Origin of the sequence: Clostridium oryzae (assembly GCF_002029235.1) — a bacterium.
GTDB lineage: Bacteria > Bacillota > Clostridia > Clostridiales > Clostridiaceae > Clostridium_AE > Clostridium_AE oryzae.
In genome coordinates this window covers 86,679-106,208 of the sequence record NZ_MZGV01000007.1, presented here as the reverse complement: position 1 = coordinate 106,208, position 19,530 = coordinate 86,679, and the positions used below count along the sequence as shown (strand labels likewise).

Here is a 19,530-nt window from a genome sequence, read left to right as displayed (position 1 = left end):
CACCTACTCTACTTTTAATACCGACATAAAGGCTTCCTGAGGAACTTCCACAGATCCTACCTGTCTCATTCTCTTCTTTCCTTCTTTTTGCTTTTCCAAAAGTTTCTTCTTTCTGCTTATATCTCCGCCATAGCATTTTGCTAATACATCTTTTCTAAGAGCTTTAACTGTCTCTCTAGCTATTATTTTAGAGCCTACTGCTGCTTGAATAGGAATTTCAAAAAGCTGCCTTGGTATGATTTCCTTAAGCTTCTCTGCAATATTACGTCCCTTTAAGTAAGCTCTTTCTTCAGGCACAATCATAGACAATGCATCCACTACTTCAGAGTTTAAAAGAATATCAAGCTTAACAAGCTTTGATTCACTGTAACCCTTAAACTCATAATCCAACGATGCATATCCTCTGCTTCTGGATTTTAGTACATCAAAGAAATCATAAATTATCTCATTAAGCGGCATATCATAATTAAGCATTACCCTAGTAGTCTCGATATATGTCATGTCAATGTAGACACCTCTTCTGCCCTGACATAAATCCATAATAGGACCTACATAGTCTGATGGTGTTATTATAGATGCTTTAACCATAGGTTCTTCCATATAACTTATCTCTGAGGGATCCGGTAAATTTGATGGATTAGTAATTTCAATAGTTTCTCCATCTGTTTTTGTAACTTTATATATAACGGAAGGAGCGGTAGTAATAATATCCAGATTATATTCACGCTCTATCCTTTCTTGTATTATCTCCATATGCAAAAGGCCAAGAAATCCGCATCTAAAACCAAAGCCTAATGCTACTGATGTCTCTGGTTCAAAAAACATAGCAGCATCATTAAGCTGAAGCTTCTCTAAAGCCTCTTTAAGTTCCTCATATTTAGCACCATCTACTGGGTATATTCCACTGAATACCATTGGTACAGCAGGTCTATATCCTGGCAGTGCCTCTTTTGCAGGCTTTAGTGCATCAGTGATAGTATCACCTACTCTAGCATCACGTACCACCTTAATGGAAGCAGTTATATATCCAACGTCCCCTGCACTTAACTCTTTTACAGGCATAAAGTTTGGTGAAAAGGCTCCTACCTCTGTTACATCATATACTTTTCCTGATGCCATAAGCTTGATCTTACTTCCTATTTTTACTTTTCCTTCCGTTATTCTTACATAGCATACAACACCTTTATAACTATCATAATAGGAATCAAAAATAAGCGCCTTAAGTGGAGCTTCCTCGTCACCCTCTGGTGCTGGGAACTTCTCAACTATCTGCTTTAAAACTTCCTCTATATTAAGACCAGTCTTTGCAGATATAAGTGGTGCATTCTGTGCTTCAAGCCCAATTACATCTTCTATTTCAGCCTTCACTTCATCAGGTCTTGCACTTGGAAGGTCTATTTTGTTGATGACTGGCAATATCTCCAAATCGTGATCTAGAGCCAGATAGCAGTTTGCAAGTGTTTGCGCTTGTATTCCTTGAGTTGCATCAACTACGAGTATAGCGCCTTCACATGCAGCAAGACTCCTTGATACTTCATAGTTAAAATCGACATGTCCTGGTGTATCTATCAGGTTAAGGAAATATTCTTCACCATTCTCAGCTCTATAAACAAGTCTTACTGCCTGGGCCTTTATAGTTATACCTCTCTCTTTTTCAAGCTCCATGTTATCTAATACTTGTTCTTCCATTTCTCTCTGCGTAAGAGTTCCTGTTTTTTCTAACAATCTATCTGCCAATGTAGACTTGCCATGATCTATATGTGCTACTATACAAAAATTTCTTATATGTTTCTGCCTATTACTTTGCATATTCTAACGTTTTCTAAATTACAAATCATTACGACTTGATTTTAGAAAAACTTCACCCCCGTATAATAAAATGTAAATCAATAGTTGTATATAAGTTGTGAAAGTTCTAATACATTCTGACTTCTAAAAGATCCTAGGGTCAAACCGATTCAGCAGTGATATTTTAGAAGCCATAATGTAAGAACTTTATTGCAACTTATATAGCTTAAGAATTAAAATATATTTCAGTTTCAATCGTCACCGGGACAGGTCTCAGCTTCGAAGTCTAGACTTTTCACAGAGCCCTGTCCTGTTAAAAAGATTTCCAAGTTAATGGTATGATAAAAATACCTTTTAATTATCATTATAACACGAAAGACTTGAAATCTGTCAACATAAACAGACATTAATTCCCGTGAGCAAGGGCTCTTACTTTTTCCTTTAGCCGGCTAAAAATTGTTCCGTTTATATAAACAACTTTTTTCCCTATGTTAACTCTTATATCTATAGGAGAATAATCTATGTATAATTTTGCCTTGTTGCCTGTTTTTCTGTTTAGCGTAAATTCCGCAAAAGCATCACAATTTTTTCTGTTGTCCTTATAAATCCCCTCATAGTTTTTCTTGTTATGCGCGTTGCCGTTTAATCTATTAAATTCAATGTTTACCTTTAATACGCCTGCAAAAATAATAAGAATACAGAGTATAAACATAATTCTATGAATTCTTCGCAATAAAAAACACCCCTTAAATAAATTACTTCATATTTAAAGGATGTTCATTTTTTTCATATATATTCACTTTACTTATTTTTTACTATGTAAATACTCTGCAATTATTCTTGCAAGATATTTTCCAGTATTATCTGCTTCCTTCACAGAATTATACTGTGAGCCAACTTCAATAAGAAGAGCATTGTTGCTTAAATCCTGATTAAAATATACACTTCCGAAATTGAAATGTAAATCAATTCCCCTGCAAAAACCCGGAAATAATTTGTTGCTTATTTTTTCAAGCTTTTTACTGACTGCTAAATTCTTACTAAGATGTGGATTTTTCTTTGGGAGAACAAACATCATCTTAGCCACGTTTTCACCGTTCATCTTCATTGTAGTTCTCTCTTTAAGTGCAGATACATTCCCTGATGGCATTCCATCTCTGTGTATATCGATAATCAGTTTAAAATCCTTATACTTTTTTAAATATTTGTTTACAGTTACCCTTGACCTGTGATATGAATTGATAAATATTGCATTATGTAACGTTGTATCATGTATTGTACTTATTCCATATTCCGTTTCTAAGTTATACGCTAATGAATCTCCAACAGAGCACACATTTTTTTTATGACTTGTATTATAGTTTGCGTAGGGAGAATAGCTTTCCGTAGTATGAGTATGATATATTAGCACTTGTGGTTTTGAATTATCTAGTTTTTCTTTTAATTTAGGATCGTTTACTTTTACATTTCTGTTAGGAAGCTCAAGGTTCTCAGTATCTCCAGTATCTTGTCCACTTTTATTTATTTGCTTATCATTGACATCAAATGGATTTATCTTAAATAGAGTACGTTTTACTACTTTATTGTTTTCACTAGAGTCCTCTGTACCGATAGTAAACATAGATATTTCTTTGCCTATAACAGAAAAAGGATTCCGTATATCTATACCAATGAGCTTTAATAACTGGCCTTTTATTGATATATTTTCTTCAGTATCTACTTCATCATTATAATTGATTCCATTTATCACCGGCATTGCTTTGTTTAAGAGTTGTATGTACAGTACGCTGTTTTGTTCATTTTCATTATTCCTATTAAGAAATATCTGTTTAAACACCAATGATACTACAGTTATCATAATTACTAATGATATTGCTATCAGAATACCAGAGTAATTATTCTTTCTATTTCTTAAGTGCACCATGCTATAACTCCTTTCGTAATAAAAAAAATATGTAGCATAAACACGAGTTAAATTTTGTTCATGCTACAATATATTATGTTTATATATATCTAATTATTACTTATATATAAGTTTCTAAAGTTCTACTACATTCTGACTCCTAAAAGATCCTAGGGTCGAACCTACTTAGCAGTGATATTTTAGAAGTCACAATGTAAGAACTTTATTAGAACTTATATATATAAATGAGTAACCGGCAGTTAAACACCGATATGTTCAAAATCACTGCTATCTAATTTAAAAATTTATTTATATCATCCAAATCCAGAGCCGGCTGAAGTGAAATATTAATGCCATTTGCTATTATCCTTGATAATGATTCAATGACTGTATCCACTTCTTTAGGTGTAACCACTAGATTTCCTATATACGGATTAAGCACTTCTCTTATCATCTTCGCTTTTTCATCTTTATTTACAGATTTTAGAATGTCGTAAAATTTGCTTCCTTGAGAGGCGTTTCTTATCATCTCATCAAGCACCATATCTATAGTATCATTTGCCATGGTAGCTGCATCAACTACTGTCGGTACGCCTATAGCTATTACAGGCACTCCTAACGTCTTCTTGCTAAGTTCCATTCTCTTATTTCCAACCCCTGATCCAGGTGATATACCAGTGTTTCCTATCTGAATCGTTCTATTAACCCTTTCCATTTTCCTTGAAGCCAATGCATCTATACAAATTATTATATCTGGTTTTATTTTTTCAACTATTCCTTTAATAATTTCTCCTGTTTCTATACCTGTAGTTCCTAAAACTCCAGGTGCAACAGCACACACCGGTCTTATACCTTCATCTATACTGTCAGGTACAAACTCTTTCAAATGTCTTGTTATCATAAGCTTAGATATTACTCTTGGTCCAAGAGCATCTGGCGTTACGCTGGAGTTACCAAGACCCACTACTAACGCCGTCATACTATCCTGAATTCTTATAACATTGCTCATAGCTTGAGCCATAGCTTTGCTTACTTTATCCATTGTATCTCCATCATAGTGTGTGAAATCAGGCATATCTATAGTTATGTACGTACCTTTAGGCTTTCCCATCCTCTTTTCCCCTGTATCATCTACGACTTCCACCTGACTTACATTTATATCTCCATATTTAAATTCCTTAAATTCCACTCCATCAGTTTTGCTGTTATTTGTCTGTGCATATATCTCTCTGGCTTCAACTGCTAAATCAGTATATACATTCTCCATAGCCTTTGTCCTTTCTCTTTTTTATATATGTAAAGTTTATTTATATTATTTGTTAGTTTTTAGATGAATATACGTAATCGTACTTCGTCAACTTTTCTACAAAATTCCCTTGAAGTAGAAAAAAATTAATGCTATAATAGCATTTGTTGAATAATAAATCATATGCAGATTCCCCAAAGCTGCAGTGACCCTAAAATAAAAGGGGGTGAAAGTAAATGGCAAATATTAAATCAGCTCAGAAAAGAATTAAAGTTATAGAGACTAAAACTTTAAGAAATAAAATGATTAAATCAGCATTAAAAACAGTTTTAAAGAAATTTGATACGGCTGTTGCAAACAAAGCTGTTGAAGATGCAAAGGTTTCTTATGTAGAGGCTTCTAAGGCTCTAGATATGGCTGCTTCAAAAGGTGTTATTCATAAGAATATGGCAAGCAGAAAGAAATCAAGACTATATGCTAAACTAAATGCTTTAAGTGCTTAGTTACATACAGTTAACTTTGATTATTTGTTTCCAATAATAGATAAACCGGTTTTCAACCGGTTATTTATTTTATATACGTATAATATTAAAAGCTGCGGTTCTTTCCGCAGCTTTTAATATTATATTGTTGAGCATTTCTACCATTGTCTTCCTAAATCTCCTGACATATAATTCACTGTCCCTTGAGGATACAAAATAGAATAGTGGTTTAACACAGCATCACCATTTTTATTCTTTGGAAACACAAACAAAATTTTAAAATTTTTGCTTATCACATATCCTATAATCTTCTCACCGTTAGGGTTTACGTCATGTGCAGGTTTGCCATAATATTTTTTTATACCATTTAGAGTTATTGTGTTCAATTTTTTGTCAAAGGATCTAACCTCAAAGATTTGCTCACCTTTATTAAATCCCAAAACTATATTGTGTTTAGCATATGTCGCATAGGTCCCTTTGGCCTTGCTTACCCATTCAGACGTATCCGCCTTTCCCCACTTTTCTTCTACACTAGCCATATTAGTGAATTTAGCAGAAAAATTGCAATTAATAACCTTTCCGCTCTTTGCCAACTTCATAATATTAGTAAGAAGCGCTTTTTGGGAATTATATTTGTTATTTTGATTGCTAACCTTACTATGAGATTTAGTTATTTCTTTATTTGCCGAGGGAGTTTTCTTATCAGCTTTTTCTTTACTGGTATTAGTCTCATTGGAACTGCTTTTCTTGTTATAATCAGTTTGAACTTCATTTGAAGATTTATTTACTTTTGGTGTTTTTTTACCATTTGAGCATCCTGATAAGAGTGTGAAACATAATACTGCAATGCCACAAGTAATCAACTTTTTATTCAAAAATGTAGTCATAAATTATTCTCCTTCTCAATAGACATTTTTATTTTATATTACTTAATATGCTCATGAAACTCTATATGTAGTTTATCATAAATTTGTAATGAATAATTTACGTGCAGATTACAATTTAGGCTTTTGGGGCAGTTAACTACATTGCGAAATTAATCAGCAGTCATCAAATTTACGATTGTGTAAATCATCCTTCTTAATATAGAAGTAAATTCTACTTGTTTCCTTCATTCCATATTATTTTTATTATACCACCAATTACCTAGTAAAAGTAATATAAGTACCATCAAATGCTCCAATAAAGCAACCTCGATATCGCCACGAAGTAAACATTTTCAATTCTATTAATTTATCTAGGACTTTATAGTTCTTAATTGCAAAATAATATATTATAATAGTTATATAGTAATAATATAGATTACGATTTTTAAAATGCATATACATTTAAAAAATCTAATAGTAAGGGGAGCTAAAAAATATGGTTGCCTATGTTATTTTATGTATCATTTTTTTTATTATAGGACTATTTATGACTATAACTGGTATTATTTACAGAAAAAAAATACCTTCAGAATGGACTTTTTTCTTAATTGCTTTTGGCATTTTTATCATATTAGCACTAGGTGCTGTAAATTTAGCTCTTGCAGCTATTATAAACAGAACTTAGTTTAATCTGCTTGAGTACATCAAAAGCACCAAAGTCTTAGTAATATTATCAATTAATCCATTATAATTATAAAGATTAAAGGAAGCCATTCGGCTTCCTTTCTAGCTTTAAGGCAACGAAAGCAGTATAATAATTTATATGCCTATTAACAATCATTTCTTATTTAAAAACAGTAATCCAATAACGCAAAATATAACGCCTACTATTTTGTATATTCTAAACTCTTCTCTAAAAAATACTATTCCTATTGGAATAAGCATAAGTGCAAGAAAGATATTAGCTACTAAAGATCCCATACTTATATTCCAACCTGCTCTATACGCCATTATATATCCAACTTCAAGACCAACAATACAAAAACCAAGTACTACACTAGCCCAATTCAAATCCTCAAAGGATTTGAAAAAGCCTTTGTCAGTTTTATTTACTCTAAATGCAATAAGAGTTATAATTGCTGCGGTTAAATAGGTAATAAATAATGAGGCAAAAGGACTTGCTTTCTCTGGTATAGATTTGGTACATATATTATACATCGTATTTGACAAGACTATAATTATGATGGACGTTACGTACATAAACATAAATCTAATTTCTCCTCGCTTAGCATATAATTTCAGCTTTTGTAACTATGATTTTATCATATACACTAAAAAATAAATAGCAATTCATTCAGGCTTTACTCTTTTTGTGACAACTCTTTCCTATAAAAATCCTTTCTGTAGACTAAAAGTATTTATGCATAAACGCTTTGATATCTTTACTATTCGTTAAAACAACTACCTTTTCTTGAAACCGTGAAATCCGAGCCTTCAAATCATCTTTTCCTGTATCATAATCTTTTGACCATTTCAGCATAGATTTAAGCATCTCATATCTAGGATTGTAAATGCATTTTTCAATGCCGAGACGCTGCTTCACCCAGCGTTTTATTATTCTGTAATTCCTAATTATACTAGAAATTTCGAGCAGCACTATTGTGTCTGCTTGCTTCAGTCCCTCCTCAAAACAAGGTCTTCCAGTATCTTCAATAATCCAATCCTTTTGTTGCATTATAGAATAGAATATTTCATCCCGTTCTTTAGTTTCTCTTTTTTTATTTCCCGAACAATTGGATTTATCAGGAATATGTACAACTTCATCAAGTGACTTATAGGAAATTTTTAATCCATTAGACAGTTTCTTTGCAAGTGTTGATTTACCGCTGGAAACTGCTCCGACTATATATATTTTCATAATGAAATTATCTGTTTTTCAACAAATTGCCTCTTTTCTATTTTATTCATTGCATCCTCCTAATAAGTATATTCCTGAATTTCTGCAGGCGCTTTTTTTCTTATGTATAATATAAAAATTTAACTTCTATATATCTTCTTGTTTGATCTAATATGCTCTTTCCATTTGCAACAATAGTTTAGGTGCAGCATAATATGGCGTGTTGGCGGCATGAGTAAGATGCCGGCTACCTCATTCCAATAGCAAAGTAATTCTTTGATATTAAGACTGTGGCTTAAGTCTATGATTTCATCATCATTCAATGCATTTCCTGTATCTGTAATGGAAACATTCAATCTTTCTTTCCAATGCACATTAAATAACTGATTTTTTCTTGCAACTAACATATTCATTCTCTTCTAAGTCTTTTATAAGTTCGTTAACCTCATTTGGGACAGTTCCCACTACTTTTGATAAATGCAGGCTTTCATAAATAGCCAAAAACAATGACTTTGCTTGCAATATCTCATCTTTCTTACGGATAATTTTGCCTAATTCTTTGTGCTTTTCACTTAATCCTTCTCCAAAATATTTCATAATAACCTCGCACTTAAATAAAATTTAAAGTTTATTAAATAAGAAATTTACGAACCAAATGCTCTAGACGGAATAGTCTAGGGAAAGTGCATTAAATAGGTATGAGAGTAAAGAGTAAAGAGAAGGTTAAAATTCAGCTGGGCTGAATTTTGATTGTATAGATAATGCTAATTATTTTGATAATATTTTTAGAATGTTAGGTATCTTAGTTTTTAGAAAGTTATCTGCCGATAATCAGATTTAAATTCTCAGAAATTCTGCACAGCAGAATTTCTTCCTTCACTTTTCTCTCTACTCTTTACGCTTTAGATTTATTTCCTTAGTTTCTTCAGTTTGCCTATATTCTTTTCCATTCATCCCATTTAGGTTCCAACCCAGGAAATGCCACTTTCTTAAAAGGCCATTCCTTCTTAACCCACTTTTTAACTGATTCAAAAATTAATTTTTCTAAACCATTTTCAACTCCACTTGCTCTTGCCCACAAATATATTTCCGCATCAATTTCTTTTTTTTCGCTTGGATACATATATACACATCCTAAGCATTTACTTTCGTCTAAAGTAACAACAGTATATACGAAGGCTTCTCTCTTTAAAAATTCTTCTTGATGCCTACGTAAATCTTCTAAATCTTCTTCAATGGTCATATTTTCTTCTGGCCATGTATCGTCATCTTCATCATCATATGTACTTCTTATATGCTCTCTGCTTGACATTACTGCTTCATAATCCTTTTCAACATCGTTCACTGTCAGCATTCTCATTCTAAACTTTTCCGTTTCTAATTTTTCTGGAATTATAAATTCATCTGGTACAAATTTTTTCTCCATCTTCTTCTCCCCTAATATCCATATTAATTATTCATTTTTAGCACACGCATTGAATTATCAAAATGTATTCCAGACATATTGTTAACTCTAGCAATGTATTTGTTTACTTCACCAATTTCACACCACATAAGGTCATCAACTTCATTAGAATTATTAAAAGGTTTAGCATGAACAAAGGCTATAAATCCAGCCATTATTAATTCATTAGGCATAAAATAATAGCTTTCAACATACTGCATTCTTTCAACTTCCTGGCCTGTCTCTTCTAAAACCTCTCTTACTACAGTTTCCTCCAGTGTCTCACCATTGGTAACATGTCCAGATACTACTCCCCAATGAGTTTCAGTAATGTAATTTTGCTTCAAAAGCAATATCTGATTACGCTCATTAATAACTAAAACTTCAACACAACTTGAAGGCTCATCGAAATATGGTCTTTGACAAGATGCGCAGTATCTTACTAACCCCTCGTCGCCAATTTCTTTTTCAATAAGTTTATCGCTGCATATAGGACAATAAATAAACTTCATATAGTTTCTCTCCAATCTCTGTATATTCAAATGCTTCAATGAAATCTAATATATCTTTTGATGACATACCATAATTTGAGGACATTTCACTTTTAAAGTACATTGCAAGGTTCTCCATTCTTTTTTACTAATTTCATTTCCCATTAATTGCGAATCTAATACCATATTAATACACTTTAATAACTCTGACTACTTTTTAAAGAAAACTAAATCATAATTCTATTGACTAAACGCAACTTAAAGAGGCAGTTCATCCAATTTGAACTGCCTCCAAATATTCTGTAAAAATTACTTCCTGGGGAAATTTGCAAAAAAACTATGCTAACATTTTCGTAGAACTAATTTTCTTTCTCAGATTCAGAATTTATTCCAAATAATTGTTTTATATAATCTTGTTGCTCACTTAACACACGTACAATGCGAATTTTATCAAACTCAAGATGATAAAAAACATAATTCTTTTCTGAGAATATATAACGATATTCCGTAGGAACATCTATAATCTTTCCTAGATCAACTCCTAATACCGGATACTGCTCTAACCTTCTTATATCAGATGTAATCTTTTTTAGAATTCGTTTTGCAACATTATCCCCAAAATTACTTAAAATATAGTCTCGTATATCCTTGAGATCTTCTAATGCCATTGGTGAATATTCAACTTTTGCCATAATTTACAATCCTAATTCAGCTTCTACATCTTCTGCAGAAATCCAACCTTTCTCACGCGCTGATCTTTCACCTTCTTCAAGTTTAGCCAACAACTTCACTGTAGCCTTTAACTTATCTAATTCCTTAAGCTTGATAATGGCAAATTCTCCACGTCCATTTCTAGTTAAATAAACAGGGCTATTCTCTGATACTTCATTAAGCACTTCTGTATAATTTCTCAAATCAGAAACTGGTTTAATATTGGGCATTTGAATCATCTCCTTTTACTAATATTATATCCAGTCTTGCTGATAATATCAATGCATATTAACGTGTTAATTTACAGCATAAAATATAAGAGAAAGTAAAAAATTAATAGCTAAGTTTTCTTTTTTAATAACAGCATTTAAATTTATCAACAGGTATAATCCTAAAATTCTCCCTCTCGCTTATACTACTTTTCTTGAACAAGCCCGCAATTGCCCATGGTTGTAAATTGTATATAAACATTAAAAATATCTTTATAAAGTTGAGTTTTGAAATAAAAATATATCTCCTAAAGTTCCATCATCATATGCTGAATTAGGATATGCTTCAATAAGCTTATAATTATCTTTTGTATATTCGGATATAACTTTATTCCAAAAATGTACAGATACTATATTTTTAGGGTGCCTTTTCAACTGCCATTTACCATGAAACATATCAAATACTTTCATTGCAGCAGATTTCCCTACACCACAGCGGCGATACTTGTACATTACAAAGAACTCCGCCAAAGAATAATCAGTTTCTTCATTTACTTCAGGATAGTCATTTACCATTACAAACCCAGCTAAATTTCCGTCAACAACTATAAAAAAAGCCCACCTTTTTTCCTCTGTCCAATAACAATCGAGATAATCATATCCATATAGACCAAGTTTATTGACATCCCTATTATCCCATTGTGAAAATTCGTAATTATATTTTTCAAGTAGATTTTTAAGAATTTCCTTCTCATCAACACTTACTCTTTTAAGCTCTATATTCATCTTATTCTCTCCCTAAATCATAAATTCCTAGAGAATGAAAAATTCGAGTGTTAGGCACGTGACTTTAAAATCAATACTCAATTAACAATCGATCCAAATATAATATCTCTCTTCGTTTACATTCTCTATCCTTCCGTTATTATTTAAAGCTACCTTGATTGAATTTGTGTTACCGTTTCTTACAGTAAGTAATATCTTTTCTATGTTCATTTTTTTTGCCTCTTCAATTAACATTTTTAACAAAATTGTACCATACCCCTTATTTCTTTCACTTTTACGTATTGCGTATCCAGCATGCCCCCCTTCTGCTCTTAATTTATCCGTTAAGAAGTGTCTCAGCTTACCTGTCCCAACAGGACGTCCTTCAACAAAAAGCCAGTATGTATTTGAAGGGACCTGCCAATCTTCCAGACCTATCCCCTTAGACATGGCATCTCTGCTAATAAGCCACTCCTTATATTCTTCAAATGTCATTCCATTTACAGTATTAATAAAACCATTTTCATCTTTTGCAATTTCCTGTAGCATATCATAAATGTCCCTGCCATCACTTATTGATAATTTTTTTAATTCGTAATTCATACACACTCCTCCAATATTTATGATAATCTTATGCTGTCATATATTACAAATCCAATTTTGCACATTTTCTTCATCATAGATACTTCTCTATTTTGCATTGCTCATATATTTTTTTTCCTAGCAAAGTAATTGCTTGTTGAGGACAATTACTGATGCACCGATAACACATGGTACATCTTCCGTTTTGTGTTGCTAGCTTCTTTACAATAGACAAGTTTTTCATCGGGCATAGTTGCAATAATAAAAACTCTTTTACTTTAGTCCTATTTAAAACGAACTTCAATACAATTGTGTTTTAATCCTAGGATAATTGTAACATATATTACATTATCATGAATATTGTTGAATTGCATTCAAGAGAAATTTCTTGTCATCACAATATTCAGTTTAAAAAAACATTTTTCATATACTCTCTTATTCCTAGTATAGTAAAATGCAAAAACAAAGCCCGCCAACATTCATCTTCCGAATATCGACGAGCTTCATACTACTACTTCCTTCAAAAAAACTTGTGAGTCAACTTAATTTCATATCAGGCTTATACTATGAGGTTATGGTTTTCTTGCTAAATATAGAACTATTGTATCATAAAGCGTTATATTATTTCCAAAACTTAAAATAGCATCTCTAATGCCTGCATAAAATCTACCTGCCAGCGGAAATCATTATCCAATTTATGAGCGGATCCTGTGCTTCAGTATTTCTTACCGTTACATCTATAGTTCCATCAGTCACATCAACAGTATTTTTGTACACAGTATTTGATATAAAGGTGATTGCATTTTTCTTCACACCATTTATATATAAATCTGCTTTTCTGCTGCTATTGCTCCATATATCATTAAAGCCGGTGTAAACTGTATATGAACCATTTTTTACAGTAAACTTATAGGTTAGATCTGTACCAGCAGAAGACTTAGTTACATTTCCGCCATTCAGATATCTAAGTGTAGAGAAAATATCTCCGCTGCTAGAACCTGAAGATTTTGTGTTTGAACCCACATAGCCCCATGGCACTGCATCTGACTGATTATATTGCTGATCAACAACACTCTTATTTATAAGTGTACCCTGCATGTACGAAGTCATTAAATTATAATCACTTGTTGCATAGCCGCTGCAGTTTACGAAATATTGTACATTTTCAGGTATGGAATAAATTTTGAAGCTTATTATTTTATTATTCAATTTGGGAAGTACAGCTTGAAGCGTATATAAGCCAGGATTAGAAAAGGTGACACATGTCACTGTATCAGTATCTAATTTCCAAGTTACTGGTGTTGCTATTGCTTTTCCATTTTGGGTAACCTGCAAACTGTCTGGCAAAGTTAAGGTAGATCCCGTAGTATAAGTCTTCGGAAGGTTTGTATTAACAGATATAGCTGCTGAATTATCTAAAATGCTCAAATCCCATTTGCTGTACCATTTTATAGTCATGTCAGTGCCTTGACCAAAGTCAATAGGCAAGAAAACGTATTTTGCACCGCCATTACTACTGAAATTTCCTCCATTCCAATCGTCACCAACGTAAATGAATTTACCCTTTGCAGCATCAACAGGAATAACACAGGCTGTCTGACTATTAAAAGCTTTGTTTGGGTCAGGGTCTGTAGAAGCTGTCCTTACAAATGGATTCTCCATTGTACTCCAAGTTCCTAAAATATTATCCGCCGTGGCATATTCATTTTCATTCGCCGTCCATCCTGTGGCGCCTGAAGTTAATAAATAGTACTTTCCGTTATATTTAAACATAGCTGGTGCTTCACGCTTAGAGCCCGCAAATAATCTTATATAATCTACACCATAAACTCCTTTGTAGGTTGTATCACGAATAGCTTTTCCATTGCTATCAACATTACCATCCTTATGCCAGCCTGTAACATCCAAATAATCATTGGTAAGCTTTGATATATAAATAGTACAATTTTCTTCACTTGAGTAAATAAGATAAGCTGTACCATTATCATCCTTAAAAAGGTTCATATCTCTAGCCATTCCCGGATTACCTGGCTGATAGTCTGTCTGATCTGCCGGACATTGATCCATACGGTAACTTGCTTGATATACAAAAGGACCAACAGGGGAATTGCTTACAGCACATCCTGCTTGAGCCTTTCCATAATTCTGTGCATTATTGTTTGGATTTTTATCTCCATCAATATGCATCCACATAACGTATTTTTTAGTTTTATCATTATAAATTACCTTTGGTCTTTCAATAATCCTGCCAACCCTGATATCCGCCCATATATTATCTGTATCAGTTCTATCTCCATAAAGTTTAGAAATCAATGGATCCGTCTTAAACTGATCCTTTGACGATATCTCCGTTAATGCCATACCTTCATCTTTCCAATTATATAAATCAGTAGAAGAATAAACTTTTACGCCCGCTGATGGCCATGAACCTGCATGATATTCACCATACCAATAATACTTTTTTGTTTTTGAATCATAGGTAATTCCTGCCCCATGCGCATCAATTGGATTGCCGTTTCTATCTAACATTACAGCATCCGGCGTAAACGATACTCTCTTAGTACTTAAACCAAGCGGCTCTGAGGTTGTCGATTTTTTCTCATCCACTGAAGCGCTGATTTTATAATAATATGCAGTAGCCTCAATTAAACCTGTATCCCTAAAACGCTTATCTTTACCACTGTAAACCTGAACATATGCACCATCTTTACTGGTAGACCTAGTTAATTTATATATAACATTATCACCTTTTAGTCCATGCCATTTAAGTAATGCTGAATCGGTCTTAATTGAATCTGATCTTAAATGAGTAGGCGCATTGCAGGCATAGGTCTCAGCCTGTACTACATCTGATACCTCCGATTCTCCCACGGAATTATATGCAGACACCTTATAACTATATGTAGTATCCGGAGTTAATCCTTTATCTAAATAAGTAGAAGCATTTCCGCTATATATTTTTGAATAAGTATTACTTGAACCTTCAGCTCTATATAAATTATAGCCTACAGCCTTTGAGGAACCTGTCCAGTCTAAGCTTATTTCAGTCGTATTTTCAGCTTCAGCAGTTAACTCAGTTGGTGCCTTTGGTGACTGAACTGGGACCGTTATTGCCTTAACTTCGTCAGCACTTAACGCTTTGCTATAAATGCGAAAATCAGCTATCTGACCATTTAAATAAGGATCTCCGCTGTATAAAGATTTTCCAATATACCCACTGTAAGCATTAGATTCAGAATAAACATCTGCCGGCTTTATAGTCACCTTTGTATTTTGTCCAACTTGCATTCCATCTACATATAAGGTTTCTGTATTGGTATCGCCAGAAATCACCAAAGTAACATTTGTCCAAACATCTATCGGTAATACAGAAGTATTTTGAACTGCTTGCTCGCTTTGCCATGATCCAGTAGTGATAGCACCTCTTGTAACACCGCCTGTATCCTTCGTTTGTGAATTTAGCATTATATATTTGCTGCTGTCAGTTCCCAGTCCAAAAATCCAGCTGTTTGTAATGTTTTTATTTATCTTTACTAAAGTACTTATGGTTATATTATTTTGACTTTTAAAAATACCATTGGGAAGTTTAACATATCCGTCCGTTCCATCTAATTTTACAGAATCTCCACCGCCCGCCCAGGATGCACCACCAACCAATGTACCGTTATAATCATTTCCTGAATAATCTGTAATCGCAGTACCACTGGTTGAGTTAAACTTGTACCACAGAAGCAGATCATTTGCAGTTACAGCTGTATTCGCATGTGCTTTCTTTACAGGCATTGCTGCAGCTGTAGTTACTGATAGCATGAAAGCTGTAAGGATTGAAACCGCTTTCTTAGTAAACATACATATCTCACCCTTCTATTAATTTATTTAATATTTTACTCTGTTCTAAATTTATGACCCTATCACTTCCTTTTCTAAGATATGATATCGTTATCATTTCAGCTTAGAAATGCCTTTTGAATTTACAGCTAAATCCTTAACGTTATTATTATTATTATACAACTAAACAAATACTTAATAAACATTTTTTTCCAAATAAAATGTTGTGGCACTTAGGTTTTTTCTGTACTTATTAATACTGATTATTAAAATTACAAAGTTGCATTGCTACACCATCTGCCATAACTTTAAAACCAAATTTTTCATAGAACGCCGCATTTTTGCTTTCTTCTGGCATAATTTCAAGATATAAGTACCCCTTATATTTTTCTTTAATCATTCCAAGCATTGTTCCCGCAATTTTCTGCCCTTGATAATCAGGTTTTACCAAAACATAATGTATATACGCTACCATTTCGCTGTCATCGAGCACCCGTACGAGACCAACCAGTTTATCTCCATCCCAAGCCGTTAAAACTGTAGAAGAATTTATCAATGCCTTATACAATCTACTTGGGTACTTTCCAGACACCCAGCCAACAGATAAGAATAATTGCTGCACTTCTTCTTGTGTGAATTTTTTTTCCTCCGTATAAGTAATTGTCATTTGAAAATATCTCCTTTTCTTTGTTTATAATCACATTTTTTACATTGCATCATTGTATTTTGACTATCTTTCTTACGAATTAAATACTATTATAGAGACACGTATGCATATTAGCAAGTAACTATGAAATTTATTAGTACCTCATAAACTTTTCTCTTTTGTCTCTACTCTTTACTCTTTTACTTCGCAATATATTAAAATGCAAACCAAAATACACCCCAAAATCCAGTTTTGAATAATGCGGTGTCATATAAAATATTCGGTTTTATTGCTTTTTCGTTAAATAAGAATAGTGTCAATTAAGAAATTTGGGTCATAGTCCAAATTTATCTTTTATCATCAACGCCACAATATCTGGAGAAAGATTTGAATTATTGATTTTTATATAATTTCGTTTTGATATTTCACCCTCTAATGAGTTAAGACGATATTTTGATTCCAGCTTTCTAAACATAGCTTCTGAATGTTTTATATCTCGTTTTGTTGATTTGTTAAGCAGCCTATTTTCTGTTTTGTTTCGTTCAATTCGAAGATCATAATCTGCTTCTAATTCAACAAAGTATACCTCTGCTCCTTTTGAAGCAAATAAATCTTCAACATAATTAACATAATTCCAATCTTCCTGCACATCAAACGCCCACATGTATGTAAAAATCATTCCATACTCATCACTTTTTGAATATGCTTCGAAAATCTCTTTTCTAAATAAATTAGTTAGTCTGACTCTTTCCTGCGGCATATTTTCAAACAAATTAGAAACAATATCTATGGTCATGTGGTTGTGAAATAATTTAAGCCCAGTTAATTTTCCAAGTTCCTGTCCTACAGTCATTTTTCCAACTGCATGGGGTCCAAATATAATCACAAGCTTCATTTCTTTGACTCCATTCTTTATATTATTTTTGTTTCATAATATCTTACAATTACGTCTTAACTATAGGATAATCATAACATATATTGCATACTTAGCCATATAACTTCAACAAAATTACATTAGGAAGAAATTTCTGAGCACCGCAATATTCAATTTTCAAACACCATTATTCATACTTTTAAACTTAAGAGTTAGTTCGCAATTTTTTTCAAATTGTGTCTCACTATAACCAATTTTAGTTTATAAACTGCCATATGATGATTACTTCCCTAAAAAAATTTTTATTCCAATTAATATGATGAATATTCCAAAAGCCTTTTTCATTATGCCTGTCGGAAGTATATTAGCCAATTGTCCGCCAAATTTCGCACTTATTAACATTGTAATACAAATAACTATACCGGCTACCAGATTTGTATTGCCTTTTTTGTAGTATTCTAGAAACGCAAGTATCCCAACAGGCGGAAGCATAGCAACCAAAGAAGTCCCCTGAGCTTTTAATTGTGGAAACCCCTGCAAGTACATTAAAGCAGGAATAATAATTATTCCACCGCCGATGCCGAATAGTCCACTCAAAATACCTGCTAATGCACCAATTATTATATAAACGAATATATTTAACATTTGTATTTTCTCCTTTAAACTATATCTTAATATTTAATCAATGAAGCATATATTATTAATACACTATTATTATATAACTATTTCATTAATATATAAGTTCTAATAAAGTTCTTACATTGTGACTTCTAAAATATCACTGCTAAGTAGGTTCGACTCTAGGATCTTTTAGGAGTCAGAATGTAGTAGAACTTTAGAAACTTATATAATATCCAATTTTCACTAACTTTCATCACAATATCTTTACTCAGTTATTTCAATAAAAAGCTCCTTATTAAAATTGTTTTTCCCCAAAAGCGTATATTACTGGCATATTAAAGCATAACCCATTTCCTATATTGAACTTTTCAAGTTCTTTATTTACATCCTTCTTAAACTCATTAAAAACATCACAGCCCAAATCTTCTATTTGTTCAAATGTTCCCCTAACCGCATTTGTCCACATTTCCTGCCACCATTCTTTTACATTCTTATATATCACTTTTGAATTTTCCTGGTGGACTTTAATATTTATAAAACTAAAATCATTTAATATTTTTAATATATCATCTACTGTATCAAACTTTTGTATATCAGGTATTCTGATATTCTTACTTTGTTTAACTGGTGGCAGATATTTATTAACTATCTCGGTCAGCCACTTTTGATCCTCTTGTATGCCCCATATACTGAATCCTGCTTGTCCTCCCTTTTTCAGTAATCCTAAAATTCCATTCAATTTTTCTACACTCAGCATAAGATATCCGAATCCAAACCCGCAAATTATATTATCAAAAGATTCTTCCTTAAAGTCTAAATTTTGAGCATTCATATGTTTTACTTCTACATTACATATATTTCTATGTAAAATATGCTTATAGGTTTCTTTTATCATCATTTCCGAACTATCAATACCTATAACATAACCATCTTTACCGACCTTATCTGATGCAGGAAATAATGAGGCACCCCTGCCCATTCCTATATCCAACACTCTTGCTCCTCTATTTATGTTTGAGAGTTCAACTAACCTATTTCCAAAATTCTCCCAATATTTGGGGCCAACTTTACCAAAATTAATGGCTACCTTGTCCCATGTGCTAATATTCTTATTATCTGTACTCATATGTACACCACCTTATCTATTTTGAAGTGTCTTATAATCATATCCTAATTT

The 19,530-nt window shown here is 32.6% G+C and carries 24 protein-coding genes; 2 read left to right on the top strand and 22 right to left on the bottom strand.

Annotation, left to right across the window (positions count from 1 at the left end):
* Window positions 1–3: 3 nt before the first annotated feature.
* The 4 genes from lepA to gpr all read right to left on the bottom strand — a co-directional run bounded on the left by lepA (window position 4) and on the right by gpr (window position 4,958).
* Window positions 4–1,809: a translation elongation factor 4 gene (gene lepA / locus CLORY_RS05180; protein WP_079422445.1), complete on the bottom strand. Its 1,806-nt coding sequence runs from the start codon at window positions 1,807–1,809 to the stop codon at window positions 4–6.
* A 385-nt stretch (window positions 1,810–2,194) separates the two neighbouring features.
* Window positions 2,195–2,521, bottom strand: coding sequence for a hypothetical protein (locus tag CLORY_RS05175; RefSeq protein ID WP_079422444.1), 327 nt, complete (start codon window positions 2,519–2,521; stop codon window positions 2,195–2,197).
* Window positions 2,522–2,593: 72 nt separating this feature from the next.
* Window positions 2,594–3,712: a stage II sporulation protein P gene (locus CLORY_RS05170; RefSeq protein WP_079422443.1), complete on the bottom strand. Its 1,119-nt coding sequence runs from the start codon at window positions 3,710–3,712 to the stop codon at window positions 2,594–2,596.
* 271 nt (window positions 3,713–3,983) lie between these two features.
* Window positions 3,984–4,958 carry a GPR endopeptidase gene (gene gpr / locus CLORY_RS05165; protein WP_079422442.1) on the bottom strand — a complete coding sequence of 325 codons (975 nt, stop codon included), beginning with the start codon at window positions 4,956–4,958 and terminating at the stop codon, window positions 3,984–3,986.
* A 215-nt stretch (window positions 4,959–5,173) separates the two neighbouring features.
* On the opposite strand from gpr, the gene rpsT reads away from it, so the two are divergent.
* Window positions 5,174–5,440, top strand: coding sequence for a 30S ribosomal protein S20 (rpsT, locus tag CLORY_RS05160; RefSeq protein WP_079422441.1), 267 nt, complete (start codon window positions 5,174–5,176; stop codon window positions 5,438–5,440).
* A gap of 137 nt (window positions 5,441–5,577) precedes the next feature.
* Here the strand turns inward: rpsT and CLORY_RS05155 are convergent, their stop codons facing one another.
* Window positions 5,578–6,306, bottom strand: coding sequence for a YjgB family protein (locus CLORY_RS05155; protein ID WP_079422440.1), 729 nt, complete (start codon window positions 6,304–6,306; stop codon window positions 5,578–5,580).
* A gap of 475 nt (window positions 6,307–6,781) precedes the next feature.
* On the opposite strand from CLORY_RS05155, the gene CLORY_RS05150 reads away from it, so the two are divergent.
* Window positions 6,782–6,970: a hypothetical protein gene (locus CLORY_RS05150; RefSeq protein ID WP_079422439.1), complete on the top strand. Its 189-nt coding sequence runs from the start codon at window positions 6,782–6,784 to the stop codon at window positions 6,968–6,970.
* A gap of 152 nt (window positions 6,971–7,122) precedes the next feature.
* Here CLORY_RS05150 and CLORY_RS05145 read toward each other — a convergent pair whose 3' ends face one another.
* The 17 genes from CLORY_RS05145 to CLORY_RS05080 form a co-directional block, all read right to left on the bottom strand.
* The gene (locus CLORY_RS05145; protein WP_079422438.1) at window positions 7,123–7,551 is read right to left on the bottom strand and encodes an EamA family transporter; all 429 of its coding nucleotides are present in this window, start codon (window positions 7,549–7,551) and stop codon (window positions 7,123–7,125) included.
* 142 nt (window positions 7,552–7,693) lie between these two features.
* Entirely contained in the window at window positions 7,694–8,203 is a 510-nt protein-coding gene (locus tag CLORY_RS05140) for a P-loop NTPase family protein (protein ID WP_079422437.1), read from the bottom strand.
* Window positions 8,204–8,322: 119 nt separating this feature from the next.
* Window positions 8,323–8,589, bottom strand: a complete 267-nt coding sequence (locus tag CLORY_RS23730) for a hypothetical protein (RefSeq protein ID WP_242954344.1) — start codon at window positions 8,587–8,589, stop codon at window positions 8,323–8,325.
* Window positions 8,558–8,779 (bottom strand): hypothetical protein, encoded by a 222-nt coding sequence (locus CLORY_RS23725; RefSeq protein WP_242954343.1) that lies wholly within the window; start codon window positions 8,777–8,779, stop codon window positions 8,558–8,560. Before CLORY_RS23725 ends, CLORY_RS23730 begins: the two co-directional genes overlap by 32 nt.
* A 337-nt stretch (window positions 8,780–9,116) precedes the next feature.
* Window positions 9,117–9,608 (bottom strand): GNAT family N-acetyltransferase, encoded by a 492-nt coding sequence (locus CLORY_RS05130; RefSeq protein ID WP_079422436.1) that lies wholly within the window; start codon window positions 9,606–9,608, stop codon window positions 9,117–9,119.
* A gap of 23 nt (window positions 9,609–9,631) precedes the next feature.
* Window positions 9,632–10,138, bottom strand: coding sequence for an NUDIX domain-containing protein (locus CLORY_RS05125; protein WP_079422435.1), 507 nt, complete (start codon window positions 10,136–10,138; stop codon window positions 9,632–9,634).
* Complete coding sequence (locus CLORY_RS23205; protein WP_169911535.1) at window positions 10,104–10,241, bottom strand: hypothetical protein; 138 nt, start codon at window positions 10,239–10,241, stop codon at window positions 10,104–10,106. Before CLORY_RS23205 ends, CLORY_RS05125 begins: the two co-directional genes overlap by 35 nt.
* 235 nt (window positions 10,242–10,476) lie before the next feature.
* Window positions 10,477–10,809, bottom strand: a complete 333-nt coding sequence (locus tag CLORY_RS05120; RefSeq protein WP_079422434.1) for a type II toxin-antitoxin system RelE/ParE family toxin — start codon at window positions 10,807–10,809, stop codon at window positions 10,477–10,479.
* A 3-nt stretch (window positions 10,810–10,812) separates the two neighbouring features.
* Window positions 10,813–11,058 (bottom strand): type II toxin-antitoxin system prevent-host-death family antitoxin, encoded by a 246-nt coding sequence (locus CLORY_RS05115; protein WP_079422433.1) that lies wholly within the window; start codon window positions 11,056–11,058, stop codon window positions 10,813–10,815.
* Between the two features lie 252 nt (window positions 11,059–11,310).
* A complete protein-coding gene (locus tag CLORY_RS05110; RefSeq protein ID WP_079422432.1) occupies window positions 11,311–11,823 on the bottom strand; it encodes a GNAT family N-acetyltransferase in 513 nt (170 codons plus the stop codon).
* An 81-nt stretch (window positions 11,824–11,904) separates the two neighbouring features.
* The gene (locus CLORY_RS05105) at window positions 11,905–12,405 is read right to left on the bottom strand and encodes a GNAT family N-acetyltransferase (protein ID WP_079422431.1); all 501 of its coding nucleotides are present in this window, start codon (window positions 12,403–12,405) and stop codon (window positions 11,905–11,907) included.
* Between the two features lie 73 nt (window positions 12,406–12,478).
* Window positions 12,479–12,628, bottom strand: a complete 150-nt coding sequence (locus CLORY_RS23935; protein WP_139375964.1) for a 4Fe-4S binding protein — start codon at window positions 12,626–12,628, stop codon at window positions 12,479–12,481.
* Between the two features lie 422 nt (window positions 12,629–13,050).
* Window positions 13,051–16,233 carry a LamG-like jellyroll fold domain-containing protein gene (locus CLORY_RS05100; protein ID WP_079422430.1) on the bottom strand — a complete coding sequence of 1,061 codons (3,183 nt, stop codon included), beginning with the start codon at window positions 16,231–16,233 and terminating at the stop codon, window positions 13,051–13,053.
* A 232-nt stretch (window positions 16,234–16,465) separates the two neighbouring features.
* Window positions 16,466–16,879, bottom strand: a complete 414-nt coding sequence (locus CLORY_RS05095; protein ID WP_079422429.1) for a GNAT family N-acetyltransferase — start codon at window positions 16,877–16,879, stop codon at window positions 16,466–16,468.
* 313 nt (window positions 16,880–17,192) lie between these two features.
* On the bottom strand, window positions 17,193–17,753 hold the full coding sequence (locus tag CLORY_RS05090) for a DEAD/DEAH box helicase family protein (RefSeq protein ID WP_079422428.1): 561 nt from the start codon (window positions 17,751–17,753) through the stop codon (window positions 17,193–17,195).
* A gap of 261 nt (window positions 17,754–18,014) precedes the next feature.
* On the bottom strand, window positions 18,015–18,377 hold the full coding sequence (locus CLORY_RS05085; protein WP_079422427.1) for a sulfite exporter TauE/SafE family protein: 363 nt from the start codon (window positions 18,375–18,377) through the stop codon (window positions 18,015–18,017).
* 271 nt (window positions 18,378–18,648) lie between these two features.
* On the bottom strand, window positions 18,649–19,479 hold the full coding sequence (locus tag CLORY_RS05080; RefSeq protein WP_079422426.1) for a class I SAM-dependent methyltransferase: 831 nt from the start codon (window positions 19,477–19,479) through the stop codon (window positions 18,649–18,651).
* Between the last annotated feature and the right edge of the window lie 51 nt (window positions 19,480–19,530).